The sequence below is a fragment of the Streptococcus sp. DAT741 genome, from assembly GCF_009866825.1.
Classification (GTDB): domain Bacteria; phylum Bacillota; class Bacilli; order Lactobacillales; family Streptococcaceae; genus Streptococcus; species Streptococcus ruminantium.
In genome coordinates, this window is record NZ_CP019557.1 from 1589317 (window position 1) to 1614611 (window position 25295).

Below are 25295 nucleotides of genomic sequence, written 5' to 3' on the forward strand. Positions count from 1 at the left end.
CTCCCTTATTCACTTAATTCTGTAACGTAATTGTAAACCTCTTGACCAGCAACTGCTCCGTTACCAACTGCTGTAGCGATTTGACGAAGTTGGTTTTGGCGAATATCACCGATAGCATAAATACCTGACTTCTCAGTTTCCATCTTTTCATTGGTCACAATCCAACCAGCATCATCAGTGATCCCCAGATCGCCAACACTGTCTGTCATCGGATCAAGACCGACATAGATAAATACCCCACCAAAATCAAGCTCAGTCACTTGCTCAGTCTTAACATTCTTGATGACTACACTTTGAACACGCAAATCATTGCCCTTGATTTCTTCTACCACACTATCCCAGATGAAGTTGATTTTTTCGTTGGCAAAGGCACGATCTTGGATAACTTTTTGTGCACGTAGTTGGTCACGGCGGTGAACAATGGTTACAGATTCTGCAAACTGGGTCAAGAAAATAGCTTCTTCTACCGCAGAGTCTCCCCCACCAACAACCAAGAGTTTTTGCCCTCGGAAGAAAGCACCATCGCAGACAGCACAGTAAGATACCCCGCGGCTATTGTAGGTATCCTCACCCGGAACACCCAACAGACGATGTTTTGCTCCCATCGCTAGAACGACTGTTTTAGTTTCCAAAATACCATCTTCGGTCACTACTTTCTTGATTGTCCCCTCTTCTTCTATGCGAACCAAGGTGCCAAAGATATGATCTACTCCAAATTTTTCAAGAGGTTCAAACATTTTTTCAGCCAGAGCCGGACCAGAAATATGGGCATAACCTGGATAATTTTCAATTTCAGCGGTATTATTCATCTGACCGCCGTAGATGCCACGTTCTAACAAGGCTACTTTCAAATTACTACGACCTGCATAAAGTGCTGCAGTCATCCCAGCAGGTCCTGCTCCAATTACAACTGTATCGTACATATTATCCTTCTTTCTATGCTTTTAGCATTAGCAAAATTCCCACTATCCCAAAAGCTACAATGGGAATCGTCATTACATCAATCATCAGTAAGTCAAACAAGAAATCTTGCCGCTCTTGCAAGGTTTTATCCACACCTTTTGTCATCCGTAGAACAAACCAGACTAGACTGGCAGAGATGATTAACAAAGAAGCCAGCAATAGACCTTGCAAATAAAAACTTAAAATGTTTTGTAACATTTATTTTCCTCAATTATCTTAAAATCACCTTAAAAAGTTTGGCGCTTAGCCTTTCGCTCTGCACGACCTTTGGCACGCGCTTCAATCCGCTTGGTCTTGCGACGTTTTTCATCCACTGCCCATTGGATTTTCTTTTTATAGCCAGGTTTGATTTTTTTCTTTTTCTTCTTGACCAGTCCAATCATTTCTAAATCCAACTTCTCATGAGATTTTTCACGATTGACACGACGGTCTCGATCATAGGTATCAACAAACTCACCGTTTTTCATTTCTTTTGGTAGAAATGCAATATTGAGTTTTTCCAACTCCCGAATATCGGCATCATCACTCGGTTGATAAAGAGTAATAGCGATACCTGATAAACCATTACGACCCGTACGACCGACACGATGGACAAAGAAAGAAAGATCTTGCGGAATAGCATCATTGATAACATGGCTGACACCTTCAATATCAATCCCACGAGCAGCTAAATCTGTTGCCACGATGTATTGATAATCCAAATTCTTAACCTGATTCATGATGCGCTTGCGTTCACGTGGTGGAATGTCTCCATGAATCTTGGCAACCCGCAAACCATTTGCTATCAGATAGCTATGCAACTCATCTGCACGGGTCTTAGTATTGACAAAAATCATAGCTAAATATGGCTGCATTAGCTTGGTAATTTCTAAAATTTGTGCATTTTTATCACGACCTTTGGTTGAAATTAGCCAATTCTCAATGGTATCTGAGATAACAGTACGAGTTTTGATTTGTTCCATGACTGGATTGAACAAATATTTCTTCAGGAAAGGCTGCAATTTCTGCGGAATAGTGGCTGAGAAAACCAAAAATTGCAGATTTTTAGGCAGACTGCCCGCAATCTTATCTACAGTTTCTAAAAAGCCCATATCTAAAGTCATATCCGCCTCGTCCACCACGAAAATACCTGCCTTATGGATAGCAAGGTCACCTGATTTGACCAAATCATAGATACGCCCTGGTGTCCCAACAACAATGTGGGGCTGACTAGCTTGAAGCTTGTCAATTTGACGATTTTTATCCGTCCCACCGACATAGTTGGTCACCCGAACTTCCGTCTCAGCATGCTCAGCAATTTGACGAGCAGCTTGATAAATCTGAGTCGCCAATTCACGTGATGGTGCTGTAATAACAGCCTGAACTTGGTCCAATTCCTCATTTAATTTTTGGAAAATCGGGATCAAGAAGGTATGGGTCTTACCCGAACCTGTTTTTGATTCCCCTATCAAGTCTCGCCCTGACAAAACAACAGGAATCAATTTCTCCTGAACTTCTGTCGGCTGGACAAAGTTAATTTCTTTCAAAGCCTCCTGAATATAAGGCTTGAGTTTCATATCCGTAAATTTCATAGTTTCCTCTTTAGTTGTATTCCCTCCATTATAGCACGATTTAGGTGGACAAGCAAAAAGGACGGATACCCGTCCTAATCAACTCTCGCTTGCTTCAGTAAATTCTGCCTCAATAATTCCAAGTTCCTTCTCTTCTTCCAAACTTGCTTTAAAGGCCTCAGTGAGTTCTAATTCGCCATCAAAATCACCATTTATTTTTTTCACAAATGTGTCTGCCAACATCCCTCCCATGGGCTGGAAGGTAAAATAGGTCAAACCTCCTGAAATCAGACCACCCAAAATAGGGACTGCATTGGCAATGGTCTTCTCAACAGTCTTTTTGGTAATGTTCACACCAATCACTGCGGCTACCTTTTTCACCAAGGGATACCAAGTTGTCTTGGTCAAGGCCTGCATAGCTACTTTTTTACCGATATTAGCTCCGACTGTCTTGGATACTTTATTGAGAAGAACTGCTGAACCACCTGCTCCAAACATGACACCAATGTAGGCAATAATGCGGATTTGAACCTCTTCTGAAATTTCCTTCCCTTCACCAACAAATAATTCATCTTCACCAAAAAGATAAGCGATTTGTTGCGACAAATTCAAGGCAAAACCAAAATACTGAGCTATATCAGCAGTACCTGCCGCCACCGCTGTAAATGGATTCCCCGGTAAACCAGCTGCGAAAGAAATCAAAGATGTTTTCGTAGTCATATCATTAATGATTTTTTCAGCTTCCTTACGCAAAGCTTTTGTAGTGAAGACCGCCGTTGGCCCATCCGCAATAATTTTATCTAGATAGGGACTATCTTTAAAACGAGTCTTCAAAAATTCTTCCCGATTGACTTTAACCATAGGAAGTTGACTAGCAGCTGTCATGGTTTGAATAACCACTCCATATAACTGTTCTTGACTGAATTGTTCCATTTTTATCCTCCACCAATTCTCTCTCTATTTTACCCCCCCCCCGACCATATTTGTCAAGGTAAAAAAACAGCATTTCTGCTGTTTCTGACATTTTATAGATAAAGAATAGCTAGGGTAATCAAGCTCATGATGAGACCGACTGACCAGAGGAAAAAATCAACTTTCCACTCGCTCCATTTTTCAGCTTTTCCGGTCAAACCTCCGAGCTCTAAATGGTGATGAAAGGGCGTCATACGAAAGATACGCCGGCCTTCTCCAAAACGCTTTTTAGTGTACTTGAAATAAGAAACTTGTAGCATAACAGATGATGTCTCAATTACATAGACCAGACCGATGAGAAGGAGGGTCCATTCTTGGTGAAGAACCATAGAAATCGTTGCCAGCATCCCTCCTAATGCCAAACTTCCCACATCTCCCATGAAGATTTTGGCCGGCTTACGATTGTAGGTAAAGAAGCCCAAAAGACTACCGATCATGGTGAGACAGACTAAAAGAATATCATACTTTTGCTCATTGTAGGCGATAATAGAGTAGGTTAACAGACTAATAGCTACTGAAATAGAGGCCAAGCCATCAATTCCATCTGTCAGATTGACCGCATTTGAAAAACCGACCAACCAAAAGAGTACAAATGGAAGGTAAAAAATTCCCACGTTTATCATATAGCCAAACACATTAAGCTCGCCACCACCTGCACCTTTCATGTGAAGGAAGTAGAAAACAACACCGCCTAAAATCTGTAAAGCTAATTTTTGCTTAGGACTAAGCCCCTCGTTAATCTTGCGGAAGATTTTCAAAAAATCATCTAAAAAGCCGATAAGACCATACAGGGCTAGAATGAAGAGAACTGCAATGACCCCTCCTGTCAACAACTGAGAGAAAGTAGCAAAGACAAAACTGGTCAGAACAGCAACAACCAAAAACACCGTTCCTCCCATAGTGGGAGTTCCAGCCTTAAATTGATGTTGTTTGACATCTTCGTGCATCTGCTGGCCTTCAATACGCTTGGCCTGATAAAAAGTAATAAAATGTGGAATAAAGAGAACTGTTGCAAAAAAAGCAACCAATCCAGACACAAGTGCAAATTGCATGTTAATCTCCTAATGTAACTGTAATTTTCTTGATTTTTTTCAGCTTTGTACCAATCCCAACGCTCTGTTTCACAACTTTTGAACCCGAACCTTTATAGGTCACTTCAATCCCGGTCCATTCAGCAAAACGCTCCATATTCTCTTTGGTGACTGCATATAAATCTGGCATCTCCTCAAATTTATTGGTCAATAAGAGAAGTTGTTGATTGGCTGCAATCGTACTTCCTTTTTCTAGCGAAACCTTTTTAATCTCGGATCCGTTTCCTAAAATAACTGGTTGAACGAGGTAACGACGAAGTTCCTCAGCGGATGTTCCCGGATCTTTTCCGATAAGATCTGGTAATTTGTATTCTGTTTCAGTAGTGACTCGAGTTAAAGCCGGAGCAGGTGCATTAAGATTTAAGTTGTCCTTCAGGAGCATCGCTTCTTTCAGAGTTGGATTGATAATATCTCGCCATGATAGGACATTCAAAACTTCCGGCTGACGAATCGTTACATACATGATAAATTCAGGATTTTCTGCAGGAATCATGGCGACTACCGAATTGATATAAGCGCCCTTAATATAGCCTCGACCGTCTTCGCTGGCAATTTCCGCTGTTCCCGACTTAACTGCAATATCATAACCGTCCACCTGAATGGCTGGAGCATGCAAATCATGAGAATACAGGGTTCCATAGATGGGATCCGTTCCCACATTGATCATATAGCGAAGTGTATCATCTGCCGCTTTTTTAGAAACAGGATTCCCCACTTCCTCTTTGGAAGAAACTCTGGCTGTACCGGTGTTGGGATCGTAAAGTGCTGAAATGAATTTAGGTTCCAGCATGACTCCACTATTAGCAATAGAAGTGAAACTACGAATCATCTGAGCCTGATTGGCAGAAATACCTTGGCCGAAAGATGACATGGCGATGGAAACGATGTTATCCTCTGGTACCATCCCCGGTGCCTCATCTCCCATCCCAAAACGTGTTGGATAACCAAATCGGAATTTTGTCAGGTAATTGAGCCACTTCTCATCGCCCATCTGCTGCTGCAAGAGGGTCATCCCAACGTTACTTGACAAAGAAAAACCCTGAGCATAATTGAGGGTAACAGCAGAGTAACCCGCATTCAGTGTCCAGTCGTTAATTTTTGCATCTGCAATGGTGTATTCATTGTTGGTATAATAAGCATTTGGATTAAAGGTTCCATTATCAATAGCTGAAGCCACTGTCAGCACCTTCATTGTCGAACCTGGTTCAAAAGCTTCTTGGTACAAGAGTGACCGCTCCAATAATCCTTCTTCTCCCAATCCTTCCTTGGTATCTGAATCATAACTTGGACGCTGGGTGGTTGCCAATATTTCTCCCGTCTTAGCTGAAATGAGGGTAGCGTTGGCATAACGTCCCTTAGCATTATTGAAGAAAGTATTCATATTTGTTTCAAGGGAACGCTGCAAGTCCGCCGAAATAGTTGTGTAAACATCCTGTCCATTGACGGTGTCTCTTTCAACTTTTTCTGTTCCCGGCAGGATACGCCCTTGACTATCTTTTTCATAAATAACCTTGCCATCTTGACCAGCCAAAATACTATTCAAATAGTATTCCAAACCACTCACACCTTGCAAGCTATAACTTGCATCTTTATTCTCGATTAAGTTTGCCAAGCCCACAAAGATAGAAGCAAAATTCCCATTTGGATACATCCGACCAGGACTAGCATTGAAGGCAATCCCTTCAATACCCGCAGCCTTCATCTCTTCTTTGATGTTCGTCATGGTACTGTAAGAAATATTTTTTCCTAAAGTTCCAAAATAAACCTGTTTTAAGTCCGGCTGGTTTAGCTGTTTATTAACGTAGTCCGTCTCCATTCCGAGGTGTTTCTTCAAAACATCTGCTACTTTGCTGAACTGAGAAGATTGGACATATAAAATCTTCTTCTGCTCTGACACATACTTTTTGTCGATGATGGCATATATAGTATAGGTTGTCGAATCTTCAGCAATCGGAATCCCTGTGCGATCGTATATAGTCCCACGTTTAGCTTGTACAGTCACTTCACGCTGATAAACAGCCTTTGCTCTTTCTGATAAAGCCACTCCAAACTTACTGTCCGTACCAATAATGTAGGCAAAATTGATTAAAAAGAGAAAAAAGACGAAAACCGTCAAAAGAAGAAGGCTTTGTCCTACTCTCCGACGATTTTTTGACGGAACATATCGCTTTCTCAAGACATACCGCAAGAGTTTATTGTTTTTTCTGGGCATTATTCGGCTACTCCAATATTGTCATTATTAAAAGTTAATCCAGCTTTTTTAGCAATTTCCATCAAGCGAGCGGATCGTGTCAATTCATTGACCGCTTGCTTAGCATCATTGATTTCAATCTGCTTTTGATTGATTTCTTGATTGACCTTAGCCATCTCAGACTGGAGCTGCAAGAGCCTAGTCTGCATGAAAATAACTCCAATCGCAAGAGCGAGACCGGATAAGACGATACTTGCATAGAATGCTTTTTCCACACGTGTAAAGGTCTTGATTTTATCACCAATCACTCGCATAGTGGCTTCCCTACGTTTTTCTTGCAACATAGACTTTCTCCTACTTGTGTATTCTCTTTGCTACACGCAATTTAGCTGAATGAGCGCGATTGTTAGCAGCCATTTCTTCTTGACTCGGTAAAATTGGCTTACGATTCACCAACTCCAGTGGAGCCTTCAAGTCATCTGGAATAAAGGGCAGTCCCTTGGGAACAGTAATAGTACTAGCTTCCTTAAACAACTGTTTCGTCAGACGATCCTCCAAAGAATGGAAGGTGATGACTGAAATCCGTCCATCTAAAGCTAGTAAATCAATAGCTTGCTGGATAGACTCATCTGCTGCACCAAGCTCATCATTGACCTCAATACGAATAGCCTGAAAAATTTGCTTAGCTGGATGCCCTTTCTTTTTGAGTTCCTTAGCTGGTTTGGCCGATTTGATAATAGCCGCCAATTCTGTCGTAGTTTCAACTGGCTTAATCGCACGCGCTTGTTGAATTTTACGAGCTATTTGCTTGGAAAACTTATCTTCTCCATACTTGAAAAAAATCCGCACTAAGTCGTGGTAGTCATACTTATTTACCACATCATAAGCTGTCAAACATCCATCACGATTCATCCTCATATCAAGAGGAGCATCTTGTTTATAGGAAAAACCACGTTCCCGCTCATCAAGCTGAGGGCTAGATACTCCCAAATCGTAACAAATCCCATCGATCTCTGTCACACCAAATTCAGCTAAACGTGCCTTGAGGTGGCGAAAATTATCCTTGATAAAAGTAACCTGACCTTTTTCGATATAGGGAGCCAGTCGAACATGAGCATGATCAATGGCTGCTTGGTCTTGGTCAAAGGCGTAGAGGTGTCCTCCATCTGTCAATTGACTAAGCAGGTACTCACTATGCCCTGCTCCACCCAACGTTGCATCCACATAAGTTCCACTCGGTTTAATATCTAGCATATCCACTGTTTCATGTAACAGAACAGTCGTGTGATTAAATTCCTTAGTCATATCTTTTCTATTGTACCACAAAATAAAATAAAAAGTTGTTGCAATCTTTTTACAAAAACAATGTCAAATATAGTTGACATAATGAAGAAAAGCATGTATAATAACGTTGCGAGCAGATGTCAAATATACTTGACACCTCAATCCTTCTGCAACAATCCGCCAGATATAACAGATAAGAAAAAGGGCAGCTACCTTCTTATTTTTTCAATGTATCACATATATTAGACATAAAAAGGAGGACACATGAACCGTGTCAAAGACTACCGACTGCGCTGTGGACTTTCCCAACTAGACTTAGCCAAGACTATTGGCGTATCCAGGCAAACTATCAACATGATTGAAAACAACAAGTACAACCCCTCGCTAGACCTCTGTATCAACCTAGCCAAAGCTTTACAGACCGATCTCAATAGCCTTTTTTGGAATGATATAGAAAGGAAAAAATTACCATGAAAAAGAACACACGTAAAGCTCTCATCTCTACCCTTATTTTTATCCCGCTCTTTGTCCTCTTTCAGCTTTGGGGCAATAGCGGAGCAGAAATCTTGCACACCATCAGCCAAGCAAAATTTTGGCTACAATTGCTGATTGCTGGGACCATCTACTTCTTAGGCTTTGTTTACATCTTACCATTGTTCGATCAAAAATAAGGAGCTGCTTATGAAAAAAGAAACCTTTCAAGATAAATTAATCAAACGATTTTACGGTATCGCAGGGCCCTTGGATGAATTTCGCCAAAAAGAAGCCTTCCGACTAGGCAATACCTGCTTTATCCTGCTCTTTTGGGGCACCATGGCTCTTACCCTACTGGCACTCGCTCTATCCAAACGCTACCCAGAAGTCGTTGCCTATGGCTACCCCGTTACTCTGCTCCTAGCCTACCTATCTGCTAGTACCTACATAATGTTTAAACTCCGGCACAGTCAACTGGACAGTTTAGATGTAGAGGAACTGACTACCAAGGAACAGAAACAACTCAAGGGAGCAAGTTTCAAATTCGCCCTCTATTTCACTACCGTTATGTACATTTGGACTGTTGTTTTTGGTGCCTGGATGGAGGGACTCAATCCTCTCGACCATCTATTTGACCTCCGAAAATTCCTAGCAGCCTGTCTAGGAGGTATTTTCACGGGCATTGCTATCGAAATCACGCTTCGCAAGCGCATGAAAAAAGCAGAACAACTGACTATCAGCTCTGCTATTGCCAAAGAAGAACCCAAGTGGATCCAGAATATGATTAAACGTTTTTATGGTATCCGCGGTCCTTTAGACGAATACCGACGGGCCGAGGCTGATGCTATCGGCGGGCAGGGCTTTATCTACTACTTCTACTTCCTAGCTCTTGGAAATGCCATCGCCTACTTCCTAGCCTACCGCTATCCTGTGGAGGTGGCGGCCTACTATCCAATAATCATTGCCTTCTTCAGTATTATCCTAATTGGTATCGTTAATATGCGCACCCTCCATGCTGACCTGCCTCAATATGACGTGGACGAACTGAGCCCTGAGGAAAGACAAGGACAGACCCTCAATCCACTCTTTTGGGGACTGGGAGTTGCCCTGCTATCTAGCCTCTTTGCGGGGCTGGCAGACCTCTTTAGCCTCCAGCTTCCCCTACTGGCTTCCATCTTCCACGTAAAATCCCTCCTCTTCGGTGGCATGATGGGCCTCTTTGCCAGTCTAGCCCTGTCTGCCCTTGCCTATCTGCAAAAACTGGAAGCAGATAGTACTAAGAAAAGATAAGGGTACGAATGTATGAATAAACCACTTACACCTAAGCAAATCAGCCTATTTTTTGTAGCATTCTATAGCCTAGCCTGTGCCTTTGCTCTCTATTCCTATCTGGTAAAAGAACCATTTACAAGCATCTTCTTACTCAACTTTCCAATCATTCTCTGTAGTAGACAATGCACAAACAAAGAGGAAAGACACTATTTTTTCATTCAGAACAGCTTTGCTGTTGTTGCTCTGGTCATTACCTACGGTATTGGTATTTGGTTGGGTTCTGTAAAGCCACTCCTTCTCATCTTCCCAGCTCTTTTTGCTATTTATCTCCTCTATCGCTTTTATTTTCAAAAAGATCAACGATAGGAAGTAAAGATGGAAAGTTGTCCGCTAGCATTTATCACGCAGAACTCTATCTTCTACATGTTTTGCTTACCGTTCTGACAGGTACTCTTGTATTTCACTAACTGTTAATTTTCTCACCTGAGTATTGACATATTCTCTATATTATTTAACAGAAAAGACAGGCTTCATATCCTCACAGGTCTTCCCTTTGTTCTTTTTTAAGTACCGTTGCAAATCTTCAATGTCTGCAAAAATTTTATAAGAAATTCTACCTTTTTCATTTTTCAATTCGTAAATACCACAAGACTTTTTCATACTATAATCAGCGGTACGTAGATAAAATGTTGCGATTTCTAATGATTTGAATGGAAAATTCCATCGCTGTAATCCTCGACTCGGATCACGCTCAATGCAAATACAGCGACCACAAGAACCACAAATATATTGAGTATGATTTTCCAAACAATCCAAGGGGTTAAAAAGTGGGGTTACCCTATTTTTGTCAATATAACATTCCGTACACATTCCTAATCCCACTCTCCTTTCACACCGTAGTCTTCTATCAAAATGGTACCATTTTCCATAAGCTTTTTCAAAAATAAATATACAAGTCCAGCATTTACAAAGACCGACTTTTTCTATAAAATAGAGAGTATATGATATTCAAAACCATTTTCAAGCAACTCAAGCCCTTCGATTACATTTTAATTGGACTGACAGTCCTTTTATCGTTTATCCCTGCTATTTTTACCTATACCCATCTGACAGTGACCAGTAATGAAACAAGAATCATTGCCTATGTCCGCGTGAACGGACAAGTGGTTGATCAGTTTGAACTATCCCAAACAACTCCTCATCAAGAAAAGACCTATTATCCAAATGAAGGTCAGTACAATATTGTCGAAATAGATGGCGAGCGCATTCGGGTTAAGGAGGACAATAGTCCTGACCAAATCGCTGTTATGACCAGCTGGATCAGCAAGCCCGGACAACTGTCTGTCTGCTTGCCCCACAATCTTCTTATCGAGGTTAAAGCTATTGGTGGAAAAAACAGCAATGAGGAAGAATTGATTTTACCACTATAAATATAAAAATAAGGCACAGTTGTCTAACTGTGTCCTATTTTTATAGAATAATTGCTAAAACCAGCACGAGCAGATAAATTCCCGCAAAAAGAACAAAGCTTTTTACTGACTCGACGAAGGTTTCTCGTTTGATTTGCTTTTTCAAGTAAATTGTGAGACTCTTATAGGCTGGTAAAACACCGAGTAAACCAAATAAAGCCCAGATTGGCAAGAAACCCGTCACACAGTATAAGAACAACAGAACCCAAGGTAGACTAGCCAAGAAAAAGTATAATTTCAAAGCATTTTTCTTCCCAATATAGTAAACCAAGGTATAGCGGTGATTGCGAACATCCTCTTCTAAATCACAGGTATTATTAGCCAGCATGATATTAGCAATGAGGGTGACTAAAGGCAAGGACATGAAGAAAATTTCTAAGAGTCTGGTCCAAGAAAAGTGCAAACTCATCCATTTTCCGCTCAGATAACTAGACAAGAGCAAATCAGGTTGCTGAATAAAGACTGATAGGAAGAAGATACCAAACCCCATTGTCACACCTGAGAAAACTTCTCCTAGAGGCATTCTGGATAGAGGAATCGGACCAAAGGTATAAAAGATACCAATGAGAAAACAGACAGTTCCAAGGGGCAGGAGTAACCAGCTCGTCCGCCAAACGAGGATAAGTGAGACAATAATAGAAAAGACCAACAAGCCCAGTACAATCCCAATCATCTGTCGAAATTCAAGCGAAAACTTTCCGATAACATTGCTTTCTTGACGATAAGCTTCGTCCTTAGCCTTATGATAATCCATACTATTATTGATGGCGGTAGTACACATATCAAAGCTAAGAACAGCCAACACAAACAAAAAGGTATTGAGCCAGTTAAAGGTCTGATAACGATAGACCGCCCACAGAATTCCCAATGTCATAGGAAAAACACTGGCCACTTTTGTTTTGATTTCAACGAATTCTAAAAATACAGGCAAACTAAGACCACTAATTGATTTATTCATTGGCAAGACGATACTCCTTGTTGCTTAATGTAAAACGTTCTTTCAATCCATCACTTAGATGGACCCCCTGTTTTTTATCAATGAAGACCGCTTCAACTCCATCCATTTGGTTGATAAAATGAAGACCTTTTTCTACACCGAGCAAAAATAGTGTTGTGGATAAAGCATCTCCTTGGATCGAAGTTTTTGAAAAAACAGTGACTCCTGAAATATCATTTTCTACAGGATAGCCTGTCTTTGGATCAAGAATATGGTGGTATTTAACCCCGTCAACTTCTACATAGCGCTCATAAATACCAGAGGTAACAACGGAATGACAGGTTCCTGGCACAGAGCCAACCGTGGTACCACGGACCTGATCTGGATCTTGAACTCCGACATTCCAACCATTTTGAGTCGTTGGCGAATCTCCCATAACAACCACATTGCCACCAAGATTGATAACCGCAGTCGTAATCCCTTTACTTGCAAATAATTCTCGAACCTTGTCTGCAATGTAGCCTTTGGAAATTGCTCCCAACTCTAAAATCATGCCTTTCTTGATAAAAACCGTCTTCTTTTCCTTATCAAGGGTAATATTCTGATAGTTGATAGAAGGGAGAGCAGCTTTTATCTCCTCATCACTTGGCTTACGCGCTGCTTTATCTCCAATCTTCCAAAGATTACTGATAGCACCGATAGAAATATCGAACAAGCCCTGACTTTCTTTACTCATTTGGATAGCTTTTTCGATAACTTCAAAAGTACGTTCATCTACTTCTACAGCTTCTTTTCCCGCTGCTTGGTTGATACGATAAACATCTGCCCCCTCTAAATTTGTTGATAGCAGACTCTCCATCTCTTTGATGTAAGCAATGGCCTTTTCCATCGTCTCGTCTTGATTCTCATGATAGATGCTCAATTGCACAACCGTATGAAGAAGACTCTCACTGCGTGTCAAGGGATTTTTTACAAGAGGTAACCCTTCTGTTTGTTTCCTTCCACAGGCAATCAGTAAAACGATCAATGTCCCAATAAACAAAAGACTCACTATTTTTTTCAATGATTCCACCTTCAAAAAATAAGAAGACACAGTTGCCAAACAAGTGCTCCTGTGTCTTTTCTGTATTGACCTTATTTGTCAAGTTTTACAGTTTCTGTTTTTCCTTCTGCAGCAGCTTTAAGAAGGGCTTCTGTACTCTTCTTAAAATCTTCAGAAGTATGAGTTGCACCTGACACAACTTCAACAGCTGATAGTTCTTGTTTTGCTACTAAGGCAGCATTCAATTTTTCAATTGCTTCACCAGCCGAAACACCAGCCTTGTCCTTCATGTTTTTATTGTATTCTTCATTAGTTGATTTAAGGCTGCCATCTTCAGCTTGGTAATCAAATTTTGATTCACTGATTTTTCCGTCTTTCACAGTCAATGTGTGAACAATCTTGTAGCCGTGCTTATCCTTACCTGATTCAGATTTGTAAGTTCCATCTTTCAATACTGCTGTTTTAGCAGCTGAAGATGGTGTTGAAGCAGCTTCCTTCTTAGAACCACAAGCAACAAGTGTCAAAGCAGCACCAAGAACTACCAAACTTTTCAACACGATTTTAGTTGTTTTCATGACAACACTCCTTTTATAACATAAATAATTTTCTATATATAATAATATACCGAATATATCAAAATGTCTAGTATTTTTTAAAAATAATGACTAAAAATAGTTTCTAATAACTCTCGCAGCGAATCCTGAGATATCTTGGGCATTCTATCGAGAAAATTTGTCATTTTTTTCAAATAAGCCACCATTAACTGCTCTGTTCTTGCTATAGCTTGTGTAGCAAAAATCTTCTCAGCCAGCACTTCCAAACCCTCGACAGTTGGCTGGTGAATATAGGCTGTTAAATTCTGGCGAATCGCTTTATCTTCTCGTAGAGCAAACAAAAGTGGGGCAGTATAGATACCATTTTGAATATCCTGTAATCTCGGCTTGCCAGATTGACTTTCAACTAATTGGTAATCAATCAAATCATCTCGTAATTGAAAAGCCATGCCAAGCGCTTGTCCAGAGCGAAAGGCTAGATTACTGTTCTTCTTGGATTGTCCAGGAATAAAACTTCCTAATTGACAAGCTAACCCGAATAGAAAGGCTGTTTTCCCTTGAATTTGCTTCAGATAAGCTTTCATGGTCATATCTGCATCAAACTGATTAAGCAACTGTAAGAGTTCACCACGCAGGATAATCTCCATTAGCTTATCATTACCCACATTGAAATCCTCCTGCGAAAGCTCTTGTAAACGCAGACCTTTTTCCAACAAGCGTCCCGAATAGGCTAGGAGATAATCTCCAGTATAGATGGCAATACGATTGGAAAATTGCTGATGGACTGTTTCTACACCTCGTCTCCTCCCTGCCCCATCAATGACATCATCATGGATAAGAGTCGCTAAATGTAGGACCTCCAAATGGGCAGCAAAGTACAATTTAGATCGACTAATCTGTCCCTCTATCATCTGGGCAAAGAGCAGACAAAGGCCAGCACGCAGGTATTTGCCCGGTGCCTCTACATACTCAACAATCTTTCTCTTAACTGCTGGATGCAAAACCATCATCTCTGATAATATGATGGCTTTAACCTCTTCCAACCCCCTTTTAGTGTCGGGATAGGGGCTCCAAATTTGATGTACCACTAGCTTTTTAATTTTCCTTTATTTTTTATCCTTTATACGATAAATATGCTTGGGTTTCCCATAAATTTTCCTATCAAGAAAACGACCAAGCCATGGCATTATCCAATAGTCCAATCCAAAGGCTCTACCTGCACCATTCATAAGAGAGATAGCCGCAGGAATAAACCAGATATTTACCCAGTAGAACATGCCTGATAAACTAAACATAACGACCAAGGCAACCGTTGCCGCAGACACAATCCAAACAAAGGCACCGACAATCAAAGCCAAACCAATACCAATTTCAGCTATGGTCATGAATTTTTGCATAAAGAGTGCCACCTCTTGGTTTGGCATAATAAACTCCATGATAGAGGCAAACCAGTCAGGCATCTTGTCAAGTACAGCCATCGGTGTCTCACCATAAGCGTAACTCAAACCAAAGATTGGTTCTGCTGCTGTCGTTGCTGCCTGTGATGCACTAGAAACTGCTTCTGCCGCCGAAGCACCAGATACTGGATCCGCCAACCATGGGAATGGAAAGACGACCTTATCACCAAACCATGAAGTTGTTCCAAACAGACCAAAGGCTTTCTTTATACCCTCATAAAGCCAAACGGATCCATACAACACACGAAGTGGAACTGACCAAAGCAGGTTTCCTTTACCTGAAGTGTGACCGCCAAAAATATTCCGTTTATTCTGAATATCAAAAAATTCATGGCGGACATAGGAGCCCATATAGAAGAAACTCCGAATAGTGAAGAAGTACAGCAAGTTAACCATGTGTTTGACAGCCATTGCCATGAAACCAGACAGGTGGTACTTATCCATCAAGAATGCAACACCATAGCGCGCACCGATAGAAACCATAAAGCCATCGTATTTCCCTTTGTAGCTATGCTTCTCACCACCTTTTATAGCAGCGATAATATTGCTGGCTGCTGTGTGTCCAGTTTGCTCAGCAGCTTGAACGATTTGCGGAGTTGGTTTGCCTTCTGATTCTTCAAAGTAGACCAAGTCACCTGCCACATAGACATTTTCCTTACCCTTAGCTTCCATAAATTCATTGGCAACCAAACGCCCTGCTCGTGCTCTTTCAATTCCGAATTCACTAGCATCCGTGTTGGCTTGGACACCGGCTGTCCAAATAGAAGTATAAGTAGGGATATGGCGACCTGATGAAAGGGTTAGGCTATCTTCTTGGATACTAGCAACACCATCACCAAGGACCAACTCAACACCTTTTTTCTCCAGATACTTACGAGCTTTAACTTGCTCCTTTTCTGTCACCATAGCCAAAATGTTTGGCGTTGCTTCTACTACCTTGAGTGAGAATTCTTTCGGATCTAATTTGAACTCCCGCGCCAAGATTGGCACCCAATCAATCAACTCACCAATCATCTCAATACCGGTAAATCCAGCACCAATAACAGTAAAAGTCAACAAGGCACGTCTCTTGACTTCATCATGTTCACGCATAGCCCGATAGCAAGCGTCAACAATGTGCTCATGCAAGCGCTCTGCTGCTTCAATAGACCAGAGAGTAAAGCCATGTTCTTTAACACCTTTTACACCAAAATCATTGGCCTCACCTCCCATGGCAAGAAGTAAGTAGTCAAAGTCGAGAGTTTGATGTTCAGCGACCACCTGCTTTTTATCATAGTCGATTTCAACAACCTTATCGGTTACCAACTGTACTTTTGGATACTTTTTAAAGATACGTTGGAGATCATACTTGATGGCATTTGCTTCCACACGTCCAGCAGCTACTTCATGTAACTCTGTCATATAAGTGTGGAAAGAGTTCTTGTCAATCAAGGTAACTGTTACATCTTGGTTCTTTTTAAATGTCTTTCCTAACAAGCGTGCTGCTGCAATCCCTGCATAACCAGCACCAACAACCACAATATTTTTTGTCACAATGTTTCCTCCTTGTGAAAACCAAAACAATTTACATGTTCCCATTATAACCCATTATAGGGACCTTGACAAGGAAAATTCAATAATTAGTAATATACATGCGGACGAAGCTTGCCATAGCGAGCAAAAACAAGTATGATAGTAGAACAGATATTCGACTAGAAAGAGATAACCAATTGAAAGAGAGTTGGATGCACCGCTGTTGAATTGCCTAGACTCAGCCTTGCTTACTCTTTATTCCTTGCTTGAAGGTTATTTCAATTGATTATAACACCAACTTTATCATGAACTCCAAACGTCAAACCCTTAATTTTATAACCATGTTGGCAGCGCAGGCAATCGTCATCTCCTTGGTGGAGCGATTGATTACACCACCTCTTGCTTTTGCACCGGGGGCAAAATTAGGACTAGGAAATCTTATCAGTCTTATTGCCATCTTTACCTTACCTGCTAAAGATAGCGTTAAAGTTGTCGCACTTCGCCTACTTATTTCAACCTTTTTGGGTGGAACTTTTTCAACCTTCCTCTATGGCTTTGCAGGGACTACTCTTAGTTATGTAGTGATGCTAGCTACCAAGCAACTTGGCCCTAAACGAGTGAGTCCCATTGGAATCTCCATTCTGGGTGGTATCTTGCACAATCTCGGACAACTCTTGGTTTTCGCTATCATCGCACGTTCCCTATTTGTCTTAAACTATCTTCCTATTCTGGCCTTCACAGGAATTTTATCAGGACTCATCGTTGGATTAGCTGCCACCTACCTTCTCCAAAAAGTCGGACCTCTCCGCCACTACCATAAGCAAATACTAGCTGAGTGGAAGTAGCTTCCAACGGCCTACTTTATTGATAACTCTAGCCGCCAGTTTTTCATCAATTGATTGACACTCAAACTGGCTATATCAACTGAATTCCAGAAAGGCTGCTCCTTTTATCACAACAATCTACTTTTCGTACACTTCGTAAAAGAAAAAATCTACTCCTTTGCTTGTTTGTCCCTTACATTTTCTTTCTTTTATGCTACAATAGCTTCATCTTTATTTTTTTAGCAAAGGTAGAATGTATGTTACCATTTAGAATGAAACTTTCTCCTAGTCAACGAATCATTGTTAGTTTTTTATTTGTGATTCTGACAGGATCTGTTTTACTAAGTCTTCCCATCTCACAGATTAGTACTTCTGCTGCAACCTACTGGGATCACCTATTCACTTCTGTCTCTATGGTTTGTGTAACTGGACTCTTTACCAAGGCCGTTGCTGAAACCTATTCGACATTTGGACAGATCATTTGCATGATGTTGATCCAAATTGGAGGGATGAGCTTAATCGGTTTTATCGGTCTCTTTGCCCTGCGGGGGGGACGAAAGATGAACTTCATGAATATGGCAACCCTACAAGAAGCATTAAATCGTTCTGATACCAAATATTTTCGTAGCTTTCTCAAATCAGCTTTTGGTTTTACCTTAAGCATTGAAGCCTTCGGCGCCCTGCTACTTTCCTTCCAGTTTGTTCCTGAACTCGGATGGGCGAAAGGAATATTTACTTCTATTTTCGTAGCTATCTCAGCCTTCTGCAATGCAGGTTTTGACAACTTGGGCACAAGCAGCATGGGGCAGTATGTAGACAATCCATTGATAAACTTAACACTAGCCACTCTCATCATCATGGGAGGTTTAGGATTTTCCGTCTGGTTCGACTTTCAAACACAAATTGGTCAAAAACGTAGCCTATCTAAATTGGGGTTTCACACAAAAGTCGTTCTAGGCTTGACAGGTACTATTCTAGTACTCGGCACCTTATTGACCCTACTCACCGAGTGGAACAATCCTTCCACCATCGGAAATCTATCATTTGGCCATAAGATTCTAGCAAGTTTTTTCCAGACAGTTACCATGCGAACGGCCGGTTTTGCTAGTATTGACTATACCAAGGCCGAACCCATCACCCTTCTTATCTACATTTTCCAAATGATGTTGGGAGGGGCACCTGGTGGTACAGCAGGTGGTATTAAGATTACTGCCTTCCTAACTCTGGTACTCTATGCACGCAGCGAAATATTAGGTTTGCCTCATACCAATTTCATGAGTCGAACCATTGACAATCTCAGTATTCGTAAAGCCTTTGCAACTTTTTCTGTATTTCTCCTCATGTTTATCATGGGACTTTTTGCACTCGCTCTTACAGACCGGCAACAACCGCTTCTCTTTGTAATATTTGAGGTAATGTCGGCACTAGCAACCGTTGGAGTAACAGCCAATCTAACCCCCAATTTAACCATGGCAGGTCAAGCTATTATCATGGCTCTCATGTTCTTTGGACGCATCGGTCCTCTATCTATCCTTGCTAGTCTTTCTGCTCGGAAGCTGTCTAAAAAAGAAAGTCTACAATACGCAAAATCATCCATGCTTGTTTAAAAAGGAGAAATTATGTCAAACTACACTATTGGAATTCTCGGCTTAGGTGTTTTCGGTACCACTATCGCTAAGACCTTGCATAATTACGATTGTAATATCATTGCCATTGATAACCACGAACAACAAATCAATCACCTCGAGCCCTTTCTAACACGTGGTGTCGTTGGTGATATCACCGATCGTTCTCTTCTTAGGGCAGCGGGAATTGGAAACTGTGATGCAGTTGTTGTTGCCACAGGTGAAAATTTGGAATCCAGTGTTCTTGCAGTCATGCACAGCAAAGTTCTGGGAGTTCCAATGGTTATCGCTAAGGTGAAAGGGACAACCACAAAAGAAGTTCTTCTGCGTGTGGGAGCCGATAAAGTGATTTCACCCGAACGTGAAACTGGTATTTCTCTCGCCAAACAATTACTTCACAGGGATACAACCAGTCTTTTTGAATTAGATGGCAATGTTTCCATCGTTGAATTCCATCCACCTGTTAAATGGATTGGAAAAACATTGGGTGAATTAAAACTACGCCAACATTATAAACTCAATATTATTGGTTTCCGCAACAATGAAACTCAAGAATTGAACATCCAGCTAACACCTGATTATGTCTTCAAAACCAACGAACTGATTCTAGCTGTTACAGACCACAATACTGTTGATCATTTTGAAGACTTGACCAACTAAAATAAAAACAAGCCTACTAGAATTTTTCACCGGTAGGCTTGTTATTTCTTGTACTTAAGGAGAATTTATGAATGATTTAACCAAAGGAAAACCGATTATCGTTATCTTGCGTTTTACCATCCCATTACTGGTTGGCTCGTTTTTCCAACTAGCCTATAATTTTTCAGATTCGATGATTGTCGGACACACCTTAGGAAAAGAAGCTTTCGCAAGCGTTGGAACAGCCGGCAGCTTGATATTTCTAATTATCGGTTTCGCACAAGGATTGATGAGTGGATTAGCTATTGTCTCCGCCCAACGATTCGGAGCCAAAGATACCATTGGACTACGGAGAAGCTTTGTCCATGGACTTTTTTACTCCACACTAGTCAGTCTTGTACTTACAGTTCTATCGCTTGCCTTTTTACGCCCAATTTTGGAGCTACTACAGACTCCAATGAACTTGATTGAATACTCCCAGAGCTTTATGTCTGCCATATTTGGTGGAATGGTTTTCACTATATTCTATAATTATTTATCAGCAGTCATCCGCAGTCTAGGTGATTCCATTACCCCTTTAATTGCTCTAATCATTGCTTGCTTTATCAACATCGCCCTCGATTTCTTCTTTATTTTGTATATCGGTTGGGGCGTTTTTGGAGCCGGTGTTGCTACAATCACTGCTCAAGCAATTTCTGTTCTCTACCTCCTCTATCACATAAAAAAGAACATTCCTTACTTCCATCTCACCAGAGACGATTGGAGATTGGACAAGGAGAATTTGAAAAAGCATGCTCAGATTGGTTTTCCTATGGGGTTCCAAGCCAGTATCATCGCAATCGGTGCCCTCACACTTCAAGCCATGCTCAATCAGCTTGGTACAGATGCGATTGCGGCTCAAGCCATTGCTAGTAAAACCGACCAACTCGCTATGCTCCCCATGGTCAATCTTGGTCTAGCTGTTTCTACCTTTACTGCACAGAACTACGGAGCCAGATACTACGAGAGAATACTTGAAGGGCTCAAACATTCCCTCTGGATTGATATTGCTTGGTCTATTTTCTACGCCATCTTATTGATTACTTTTCACTCCTTCTTCGCCGGCTTATTTTTACCAAACGCCAGTAAAGAAGTCTCCTCTCTCGCTCTGACTTACTTTATCATCAACGGAATTTGTTATTGGATTCTAGCGATTCTATTTGTTGTTCGCAGCTTTGTTCAAGGCTTGGGGAAAGGCTTCATTCCAACCTTAGCTGGTTTTGGCGAATTGATTATGCGGGCTGGTGTAGCAATTATAGGACTTCATCTCTTTGGCTTTTACGGTGTTGCGGCTGCTAATCCCGCAGCTTGGATTGGCAGCGTCCTCGTCCTTATTCCAAGCGCCATCATCTTGGCTAAGAAACTAAAAAAAGGAGAGGCCGTCTGAGTCCCTTATATAACGAAGAGCTTGGGACAATAGTCCAATTTCATATATAAAAAGCGAACAAAAACAGTTTTCTGACAATCAGAATCTTGGTTTGTTCGCTTTTTTTGTTCAATTATAGATCTAAAGGACTTGATAATTGAGATTTTCAAAATTGAAAATCTTTTTGTCCCAGACTCTTTTTATATTTAAGAGTTCGGATCATCCAAGCTCCGCCCGTGTAACCCCTTTTCTCGTTGAACTTGACGAAGTTTTTCAGGTGTGACATCGTTTCCTTCTTCATCCACGAGCTTAATTCCTTCAATGTGATGACGAATGGCACGACGATACCCTTCAATATACTCCTCACGCAACTTTGCTTGCTCCACTTTTTCTTCTGATGTCAAAGTACCTGCTTTTTTCTTCTTAGCTAATTCATTGATACGATTGATTTTTGCTTGTTCCATATAAGATACAAAGGGCGTTAAGGACGAAATAAGAATAGGAGTTTTCCACCGTATCATTTATACGAGAAAAAACATCTCTTTTATACAGTCCTTAGCCCGTGTTCAATTCCTTTCTCTACTACTTTAATTTCGTAAATTCCACACTAGTAGTTGTTCCAAGTGTTCCCGTTGAGGCTACCTGTTGGAAGGAGATACGATTTTCCTCTATCTTCTTAATATGGAAAGTAGCCCCACTAGAATCCGTTAAAACCCAGCCTTCTTCATTCTGAGTCAAACTTGCTCCTTCTGTTAAAACAGTATCTCCACCAGAAATAATCCATCCTTTTTCAGACTCCTTAAAGGTGTAAATAACCGACCACTCCTCACTCTGCCAATTCCCCTCTAACCAAGCTGTCGAAGAAGTTTTGGAAGTACAAGCTGCTATTATTAAAATGCAGACTAAAATACCAAACAGTTTTACGATTTTCTTCATCATTACTTACTATTCAAGAGGTTGAAGACTGCGACCGCTTCTGCCTTTTCAGCCAAAGCTTTCAGGATCCCCAAGCGATTGGCTTTGATAGCTACATCATCCGCCATTACCATAGTGTTATCAAAGAAAGCAGCAATGACTGGACTAAGAGCAAAGAGTTTATCCAAGTTCCCAATCATATCTTCTGTCAATTCCAGACCAGCAACTGCTTCAGCCAAAGCTCTCTCCTCATCATTTTCAAAAAGAGCTTCATCAATCATGATCGTCTCAGCCTTTTCAGCCAAGTTGAAGACCCGTGATAGGTTTTCCACAGCCTCCTTATAGCTTGCTTCACCTGATTTTTGGAAAATAGCAGAGCTGGCCGCTAGTTGCAACCTAACCACATAGGTCGAGCTGGCTAACACAGCCTCACGAATATCTTTCGGAATAGCACTATCCATCATTTTCTCTACACGCGCACGGATAAAGTCCATAACCTCAGTCTGATGAGCATAGCTCATGCTGGCAAAATTCAAGCTATACAACTCAGCAATCAATACATCCAATGGAATTTCCCAACCAAATGCTTCTAAGATGCGCACAATACCTTGGGTAGCACGACGGAGAGCATAAGGGTCGTTTGATCCTGACGGAATCAATCCAACTGAGAAGAAGGAAAGCAAGGTATCGAATTTATCAGCCAGGGCCAATACCGCACCAACCCTACTTTCAGGAAGATTCCCCTCGGAAGAATTCGGTAAGTAATGCTCACGAATAGCTGCTGCTACCACTGGATTTTCCCCTGCAAGAAGAGCATACTTCTCCCCCATGATGCCTTGTAATTCATCAAACTCACCGACCATACCAGTCAAAAGATCAAATTTATAAATATCGGCCGCACGTGCCAAATCTACCTTCTCATCAGCGGACAAGTCAGCCAAGTCTGCTAGTTTAGCTGCAATCACCTTAGTGCGTTCCATGTGTTCATAAAGCGAGCCAATTTTTTCATGGAAGGTCACAGCTTTCAAACGATCTACCAAATCTTCAATTTTGAGTTTTTGATCTTCACGCCAGAAAAACTCTCCATCTTCCAAACGAGCAATCAGAACCTTCTCATTTCCCTTGATGACATTATCAAGATACTGATCATTGCCATTACGAACAGAGATAAAGTTTGGCAAAAGCTTACCAGCCTTATCACGTACAACAAAGTAACGTTGGTGGTTTTTCATTGAAGTCACCAAGACCTCTTCTGGAACTTCCAAATACTTGGTATCGAAAAAGCCCATAAAAGCAGTTGGATACTCGACCAGGTTCAAAACCTCATTCAGAAGATCCTCGTCAACTTCAACAGTAACATTATGTTCTTCTTCAATGTTCTTGATTTGTTCCACAATCATGCCTTGGCGTTCTACCGGGTCTGTAATGACAAACTGCGCACGTAAATCTGCCTCATAAGAATCTGCACTTACGATCTCTGTTTCTTGACCAAGGAAACGATGCCCACGACTGATGCGACCTGATGAAATCCCCAAGAAGTCCATCTCAAGTACCTCATCATCTAACAAAACTGTCATAGTATGAACAGGACGAATATAGGCAAACTTGTTAGATGCCCAATTCATGCTGACAGGGAAGGTCATAGCCTTTAAAACCTCTGGAATCCCTGCTAAAACTTCCTTAGCTGGCTTTCCAACCTCGTGCTTGGTCACATAGACATATTCTTCACCTTTAATATTCTCAAAACGGATATCTGCTGTTGTCAGCCCCTTACCACGTACAAAACCTTCTGCTGCTTTGGTAAAGTTTCCATCTGCATCCAAGGCAATCTTCTTAGCAGGTCCCTTGAAGTCCTCTGTCAAGTCTGTCTGTTGATCAGCCAAACCACGGACACGAACAGCCAAACGGCGTGGTGTTGAAAATGTATCAATTGTTTCAAAAGACAGACGATTATCTGTCAAAAAGGTAGCCATACGATCACACAATTGCTGCATGGCCGGGGTTACGATATAGGCAGGAATTTCTTCCAAACCTAACTCAACAAGTAAATTTTTAACCATTATTCTGCATCCTCCTTTAGTAATTCTGCTCGTGTTGCTGCATCCAAAAGTGGGTATCCCAAGCGTTTGCGCTCTTCTACAAAAGTTTTAGCAACGACACGGGCAAGATTACGGATACGGGCAATGTAGCCTGCGCGTTCTGTCACAGATACAGCTCCGCGGGCATCTAGCAGGTTAAAGGTATGTGAACACTTGAGAACATAGTCAAAGGCAGGATGAACAAGATTTTCTTCCAGACAACGTCCTGCTTCTTTTTCAAATTTTTCAAAATTCTCCAAGAGAAGAGTTTGATCACTAACTTCAAAGCTATATTTTGAATGCTCATACTCCGGCTGAGTAAAGATTTCACCATACTTAACACCAGCAGCCCACTCAATGTCATAAACCGAATCAACTTCTTGAATATAGGAAGCCAAGCGCTCCAATCCGTAAGTTACCTCAGCAGTTACAGGCCCTGTTACTAAACCACCAACCTGTTGGAAATAAGTAAATTGAGTAATTTCCATACCATCTAACCAGACTTCCCAACCAAGACCAGCTGACCCTGTTGACGGATTTTCCCAGTTATCTTCAACAAATCGAATATCATGTTCCAATGGATTGATGCCCAGACGCTCCAAGGATTCCAAGTAGAGTTCTTGGATATTAGATGGGGATGGCTTCATCACTACTTGGAATTGGTGGTGCTGATAGAGGCGATTTGGGTTTTCCCCATAACGACCATCAGCAGGACGACGTGATGGTTCAACGTAAGCTGCATTCCAAGGCTCTGGACCAATAGCACGTAGGAAGGTGTACGGACTCATGGTTCCCGCACCTTTTTCTGTATCATAGGCCTGCATCAACATGCAGCCCTGCTCATTCCAAAATTGTTGTAAAGTGAGAATAATCTCTTGGAAAGTTAATTTTTGTGACATAAGTACTCCTTATTAAATTATTTTTGGCGACAGCTGTTTTCGCAAGCCGATAATGCTAGTGGAAACAACCCAGTGCATCGTCTAGGTCAGCCGCCATAGCGGTGACCGTTAGCGACTAGCACCTTAAGGCGCTAAAGTCGCT

At 41.3% G+C, this 25295-nt stretch carries 27 protein-coding genes; 9 read left to right on the top strand and 18 right to left on the bottom strand.

Annotated elements, in window-relative coordinates; genetic code table 11:
* Positions 1 to 5: 5 nt before the first annotated feature.
* From trxB to rsmH, 8 genes are all read right to left on the bottom strand, one after another.
* Complete coding sequence (trxB, locus tag BZG42_RS07515; protein WP_120172054.1) at positions 6 to 923, bottom strand: thioredoxin-disulfide reductase; 918 nt, start codon at positions 921 to 923, stop codon at positions 6 to 8.
* A 13-nt stretch (positions 924 to 936) separates the two neighbouring features.
* Complete coding sequence (locus tag BZG42_RS07520; protein ID WP_120172055.1) at positions 937 to 1161, bottom strand: DUF4059 family protein; 225 nt, start codon at positions 1159 to 1161, stop codon at positions 937 to 939.
* Positions 1162 to 1190: 29 nt separating this feature from the next.
* Positions 1191 to 2534 carry a DEAD/DEAH box helicase gene (locus tag BZG42_RS07525; protein WP_155996373.1) on the bottom strand — a complete coding sequence of 448 codons (1344 nt, stop codon included), beginning with the start codon at positions 2532 to 2534 and terminating at the stop codon, positions 1191 to 1193.
* Positions 2535 to 2612: 78 nt separating this feature from the next.
* Positions 2613 to 3446 (bottom strand): hypothetical protein, encoded by an 834-nt coding sequence (locus tag BZG42_RS07530; protein ID WP_156009241.1) that lies wholly within the window; start codon positions 3444 to 3446, stop codon positions 2613 to 2615.
* 92 nt (positions 3447 to 3538) lie between these two features.
* Positions 3539 to 4537, bottom strand: a complete 999-nt coding sequence (mraY, locus tag BZG42_RS07535) for a phospho-N-acetylmuramoyl-pentapeptide-transferase (RefSeq protein WP_155996371.1) — start codon at positions 4535 to 4537, stop codon at positions 3539 to 3541.
* Between the two features lies 1 nt (position 4538).
* Complete coding sequence (gene pbp2x / locus BZG42_RS07540) at positions 4539 to 6788, bottom strand: penicillin-binding protein PBP2X (RefSeq protein ID WP_120172059.1); 2250 nt, start codon at positions 6786 to 6788, stop codon at positions 4539 to 4541.
* Positions 6788 to 7111, bottom strand: a complete 324-nt coding sequence (gene ftsL, locus BZG42_RS07545) for a cell division protein FtsL (RefSeq protein ID WP_024532850.1) — start codon at positions 7109 to 7111, stop codon at positions 6788 to 6790. The genes pbp2x and ftsL overlap by 1 nt, the downstream gene beginning before the upstream one ends.
* Positions 7112 to 7121: 10 nt before the next feature.
* Positions 7122 to 8072, bottom strand: coding sequence for a 16S rRNA (cytosine(1402)-N(4))-methyltransferase RsmH (rsmH, locus tag BZG42_RS07550; RefSeq protein ID WP_155996369.1), 951 nt, complete (start codon positions 8070 to 8072; stop codon positions 7122 to 7124).
* A gap of 243 nt (positions 8073 to 8315) precedes the next feature.
* On the opposite strand from rsmH, the gene BZG42_RS07555 reads away from it, so the two are divergent.
* From BZG42_RS07555 to BZG42_RS07570, 4 genes are read left to right on the top strand one after another with little or no spacing between them, the layout of a single operon-like run.
* Positions 8316 to 8525: a helix-turn-helix transcriptional regulator gene (locus BZG42_RS07555; RefSeq protein ID WP_155964260.1), complete on the top strand. Its 210-nt coding sequence runs from the start codon at positions 8316 to 8318 to the stop codon at positions 8523 to 8525.
* Complete coding sequence (locus tag BZG42_RS07560; RefSeq protein WP_024532853.1) at positions 8522 to 8722, top strand: hypothetical protein; 201 nt, start codon at positions 8522 to 8524, stop codon at positions 8720 to 8722. The genes BZG42_RS07555 and BZG42_RS07560 overlap by 4 nt, the downstream gene beginning before the upstream one ends.
* Before the next feature lie 10 nt (positions 8723 to 8732).
* Positions 8733 to 9815, top strand: a complete 1083-nt coding sequence (locus tag BZG42_RS07565; RefSeq protein ID WP_120172061.1) for a DUF3278 domain-containing protein — start codon at positions 8733 to 8735, stop codon at positions 9813 to 9815.
* Between the two features lie 12 nt (positions 9816 to 9827).
* Positions 9828 to 10163, top strand: a complete 336-nt coding sequence (locus BZG42_RS07570) for an MFS transporter (protein WP_120172062.1) — start codon at positions 9828 to 9830, stop codon at positions 10161 to 10163.
* A 141-nt stretch (positions 10164 to 10304) separates the two neighbouring features.
* Here BZG42_RS07570 and BZG42_RS07575 read toward each other — a convergent pair whose 3' ends face one another.
* Positions 10305 to 10679 carry a hypothetical protein gene (locus BZG42_RS07575; protein ID WP_439709968.1) on the bottom strand — a complete coding sequence of 125 codons (375 nt, stop codon included), beginning with the start codon at positions 10677 to 10679 and terminating at the stop codon, positions 10305 to 10307.
* A gap of 119 nt (positions 10680 to 10798) precedes the next feature.
* Between BZG42_RS07575 and BZG42_RS07580 the strand changes: the two genes are divergently transcribed.
* The gene (locus BZG42_RS07580) at positions 10799 to 11227 is read left to right on the top strand and encodes a NusG domain II-containing protein (RefSeq protein WP_024532857.1); all 429 of its coding nucleotides are present in this window, start codon (positions 10799 to 10801) and stop codon (positions 11225 to 11227) included.
* Positions 11228 to 11267: 40 nt separating this feature from the next.
* Here BZG42_RS07580 and menA read toward each other — a convergent pair whose 3' ends face one another.
* From menA to BZG42_RS07605, 5 genes are all read right to left on the bottom strand, one after another.
* On the bottom strand, positions 11268 to 12224 hold the full coding sequence (menA, locus tag BZG42_RS07585; protein ID WP_165436990.1) for a 1,4-dihydroxy-2-naphthoate polyprenyltransferase: 957 nt from the start codon (positions 12222 to 12224) through the stop codon (positions 11268 to 11270).
* Positions 12217 to 13266, bottom strand: a complete 1050-nt coding sequence (locus BZG42_RS07590; RefSeq protein ID WP_155996367.1) for an FAD:protein FMN transferase — start codon at positions 13264 to 13266, stop codon at positions 12217 to 12219. The genes menA and BZG42_RS07590 overlap by 8 nt, the downstream gene beginning before the upstream one ends.
* A gap of 71 nt (positions 13267 to 13337) precedes the next feature.
* Positions 13338 to 13820, bottom strand: a complete 483-nt coding sequence (locus BZG42_RS07595; RefSeq protein WP_024532860.1) for an FMN-binding protein — start codon at positions 13818 to 13820, stop codon at positions 13338 to 13340.
* Positions 13821 to 13897: 77 nt separating this feature from the next.
* On the bottom strand, positions 13898 to 14887 hold the full coding sequence (locus BZG42_RS07600) for a polyprenyl synthetase family protein (protein ID WP_120172065.1): 990 nt from the start codon (positions 14885 to 14887) through the stop codon (positions 13898 to 13900).
* 18 nt (positions 14888 to 14905) lie between these two features.
* On the bottom strand, positions 14906 to 16789 hold the full coding sequence (locus tag BZG42_RS07605; protein WP_120172066.1) for an NAD(P)/FAD-dependent oxidoreductase: 1884 nt from the start codon (positions 16787 to 16789) through the stop codon (positions 14906 to 14908).
* A 284-nt stretch (positions 16790 to 17073) separates the two neighbouring features.
* Between BZG42_RS07605 and BZG42_RS07610 the strand changes: the two genes are divergently transcribed.
* The 4 genes from BZG42_RS07610 (at position 17074) to BZG42_RS07625 (ending at position 21282) form a co-directional block, all read left to right on the top strand.
* Complete coding sequence (locus BZG42_RS07610) at positions 17074 to 17613, top strand: Gx transporter family protein (RefSeq protein WP_120172067.1); 540 nt, start codon at positions 17074 to 17076, stop codon at positions 17611 to 17613.
* A 236-nt stretch (positions 17614 to 17849) separates the two neighbouring features.
* Complete coding sequence (locus BZG42_RS07615; RefSeq protein ID WP_024532864.1) at positions 17850 to 19199, top strand: TrkH family potassium uptake protein; 1350 nt, start codon at positions 17850 to 17852, stop codon at positions 19197 to 19199.
* A gap of 12 nt (positions 19200 to 19211) precedes the next feature.
* The gene (locus BZG42_RS07620) at positions 19212 to 19877 is read left to right on the top strand and encodes a potassium channel family protein (RefSeq protein WP_024532865.1); all 666 of its coding nucleotides are present in this window, start codon (positions 19212 to 19214) and stop codon (positions 19875 to 19877) included.
* A gap of 67 nt (positions 19878 to 19944) precedes the next feature.
* Positions 19945 to 21282, top strand: a complete 1338-nt coding sequence (locus BZG42_RS07625; RefSeq protein WP_155996365.1) for an MATE family efflux transporter — start codon at positions 19945 to 19947, stop codon at positions 21280 to 21282.
* 185 nt (positions 21283 to 21467) lie between these two features.
* Here BZG42_RS07625 and BZG42_RS07630 read toward each other — a convergent pair whose 3' ends face one another.
* The 4 genes from BZG42_RS07630 to glyQ form a co-directional block, all read right to left on the bottom strand.
* The gene (locus BZG42_RS07630; RefSeq protein ID WP_155964264.1) at positions 21468 to 21725 is read right to left on the bottom strand and encodes a DUF896 family protein; all 258 of its coding nucleotides are present in this window, start codon (positions 21723 to 21725) and stop codon (positions 21468 to 21470) included.
* Between the two features lie 118 nt (positions 21726 to 21843).
* Positions 21844 to 22200, bottom strand: coding sequence for a hypothetical protein (locus tag BZG42_RS07635; RefSeq protein ID WP_024533148.1), 357 nt, complete (start codon positions 22198 to 22200; stop codon positions 21844 to 21846).
* A complete protein-coding gene (gene glyS, locus BZG42_RS07640) occupies positions 22200 to 24236 on the bottom strand; it encodes a glycine--tRNA ligase subunit beta (RefSeq protein WP_155996363.1) in 2037 nt (678 codons plus the stop codon). The genes BZG42_RS07635 and glyS overlap by 1 nt, the downstream gene beginning before the upstream one ends.
* Positions 24236 to 25153: a glycine--tRNA ligase subunit alpha gene (gene glyQ, locus BZG42_RS07645; protein WP_155996361.1), complete on the bottom strand. Its 918-nt coding sequence runs from the start codon at positions 25151 to 25153 to the stop codon at positions 24236 to 24238. The genes glyS and glyQ overlap by 1 nt, the downstream gene beginning before the upstream one ends.
* Positions 25154 to 25295: the final 142 nt, after the last annotated feature.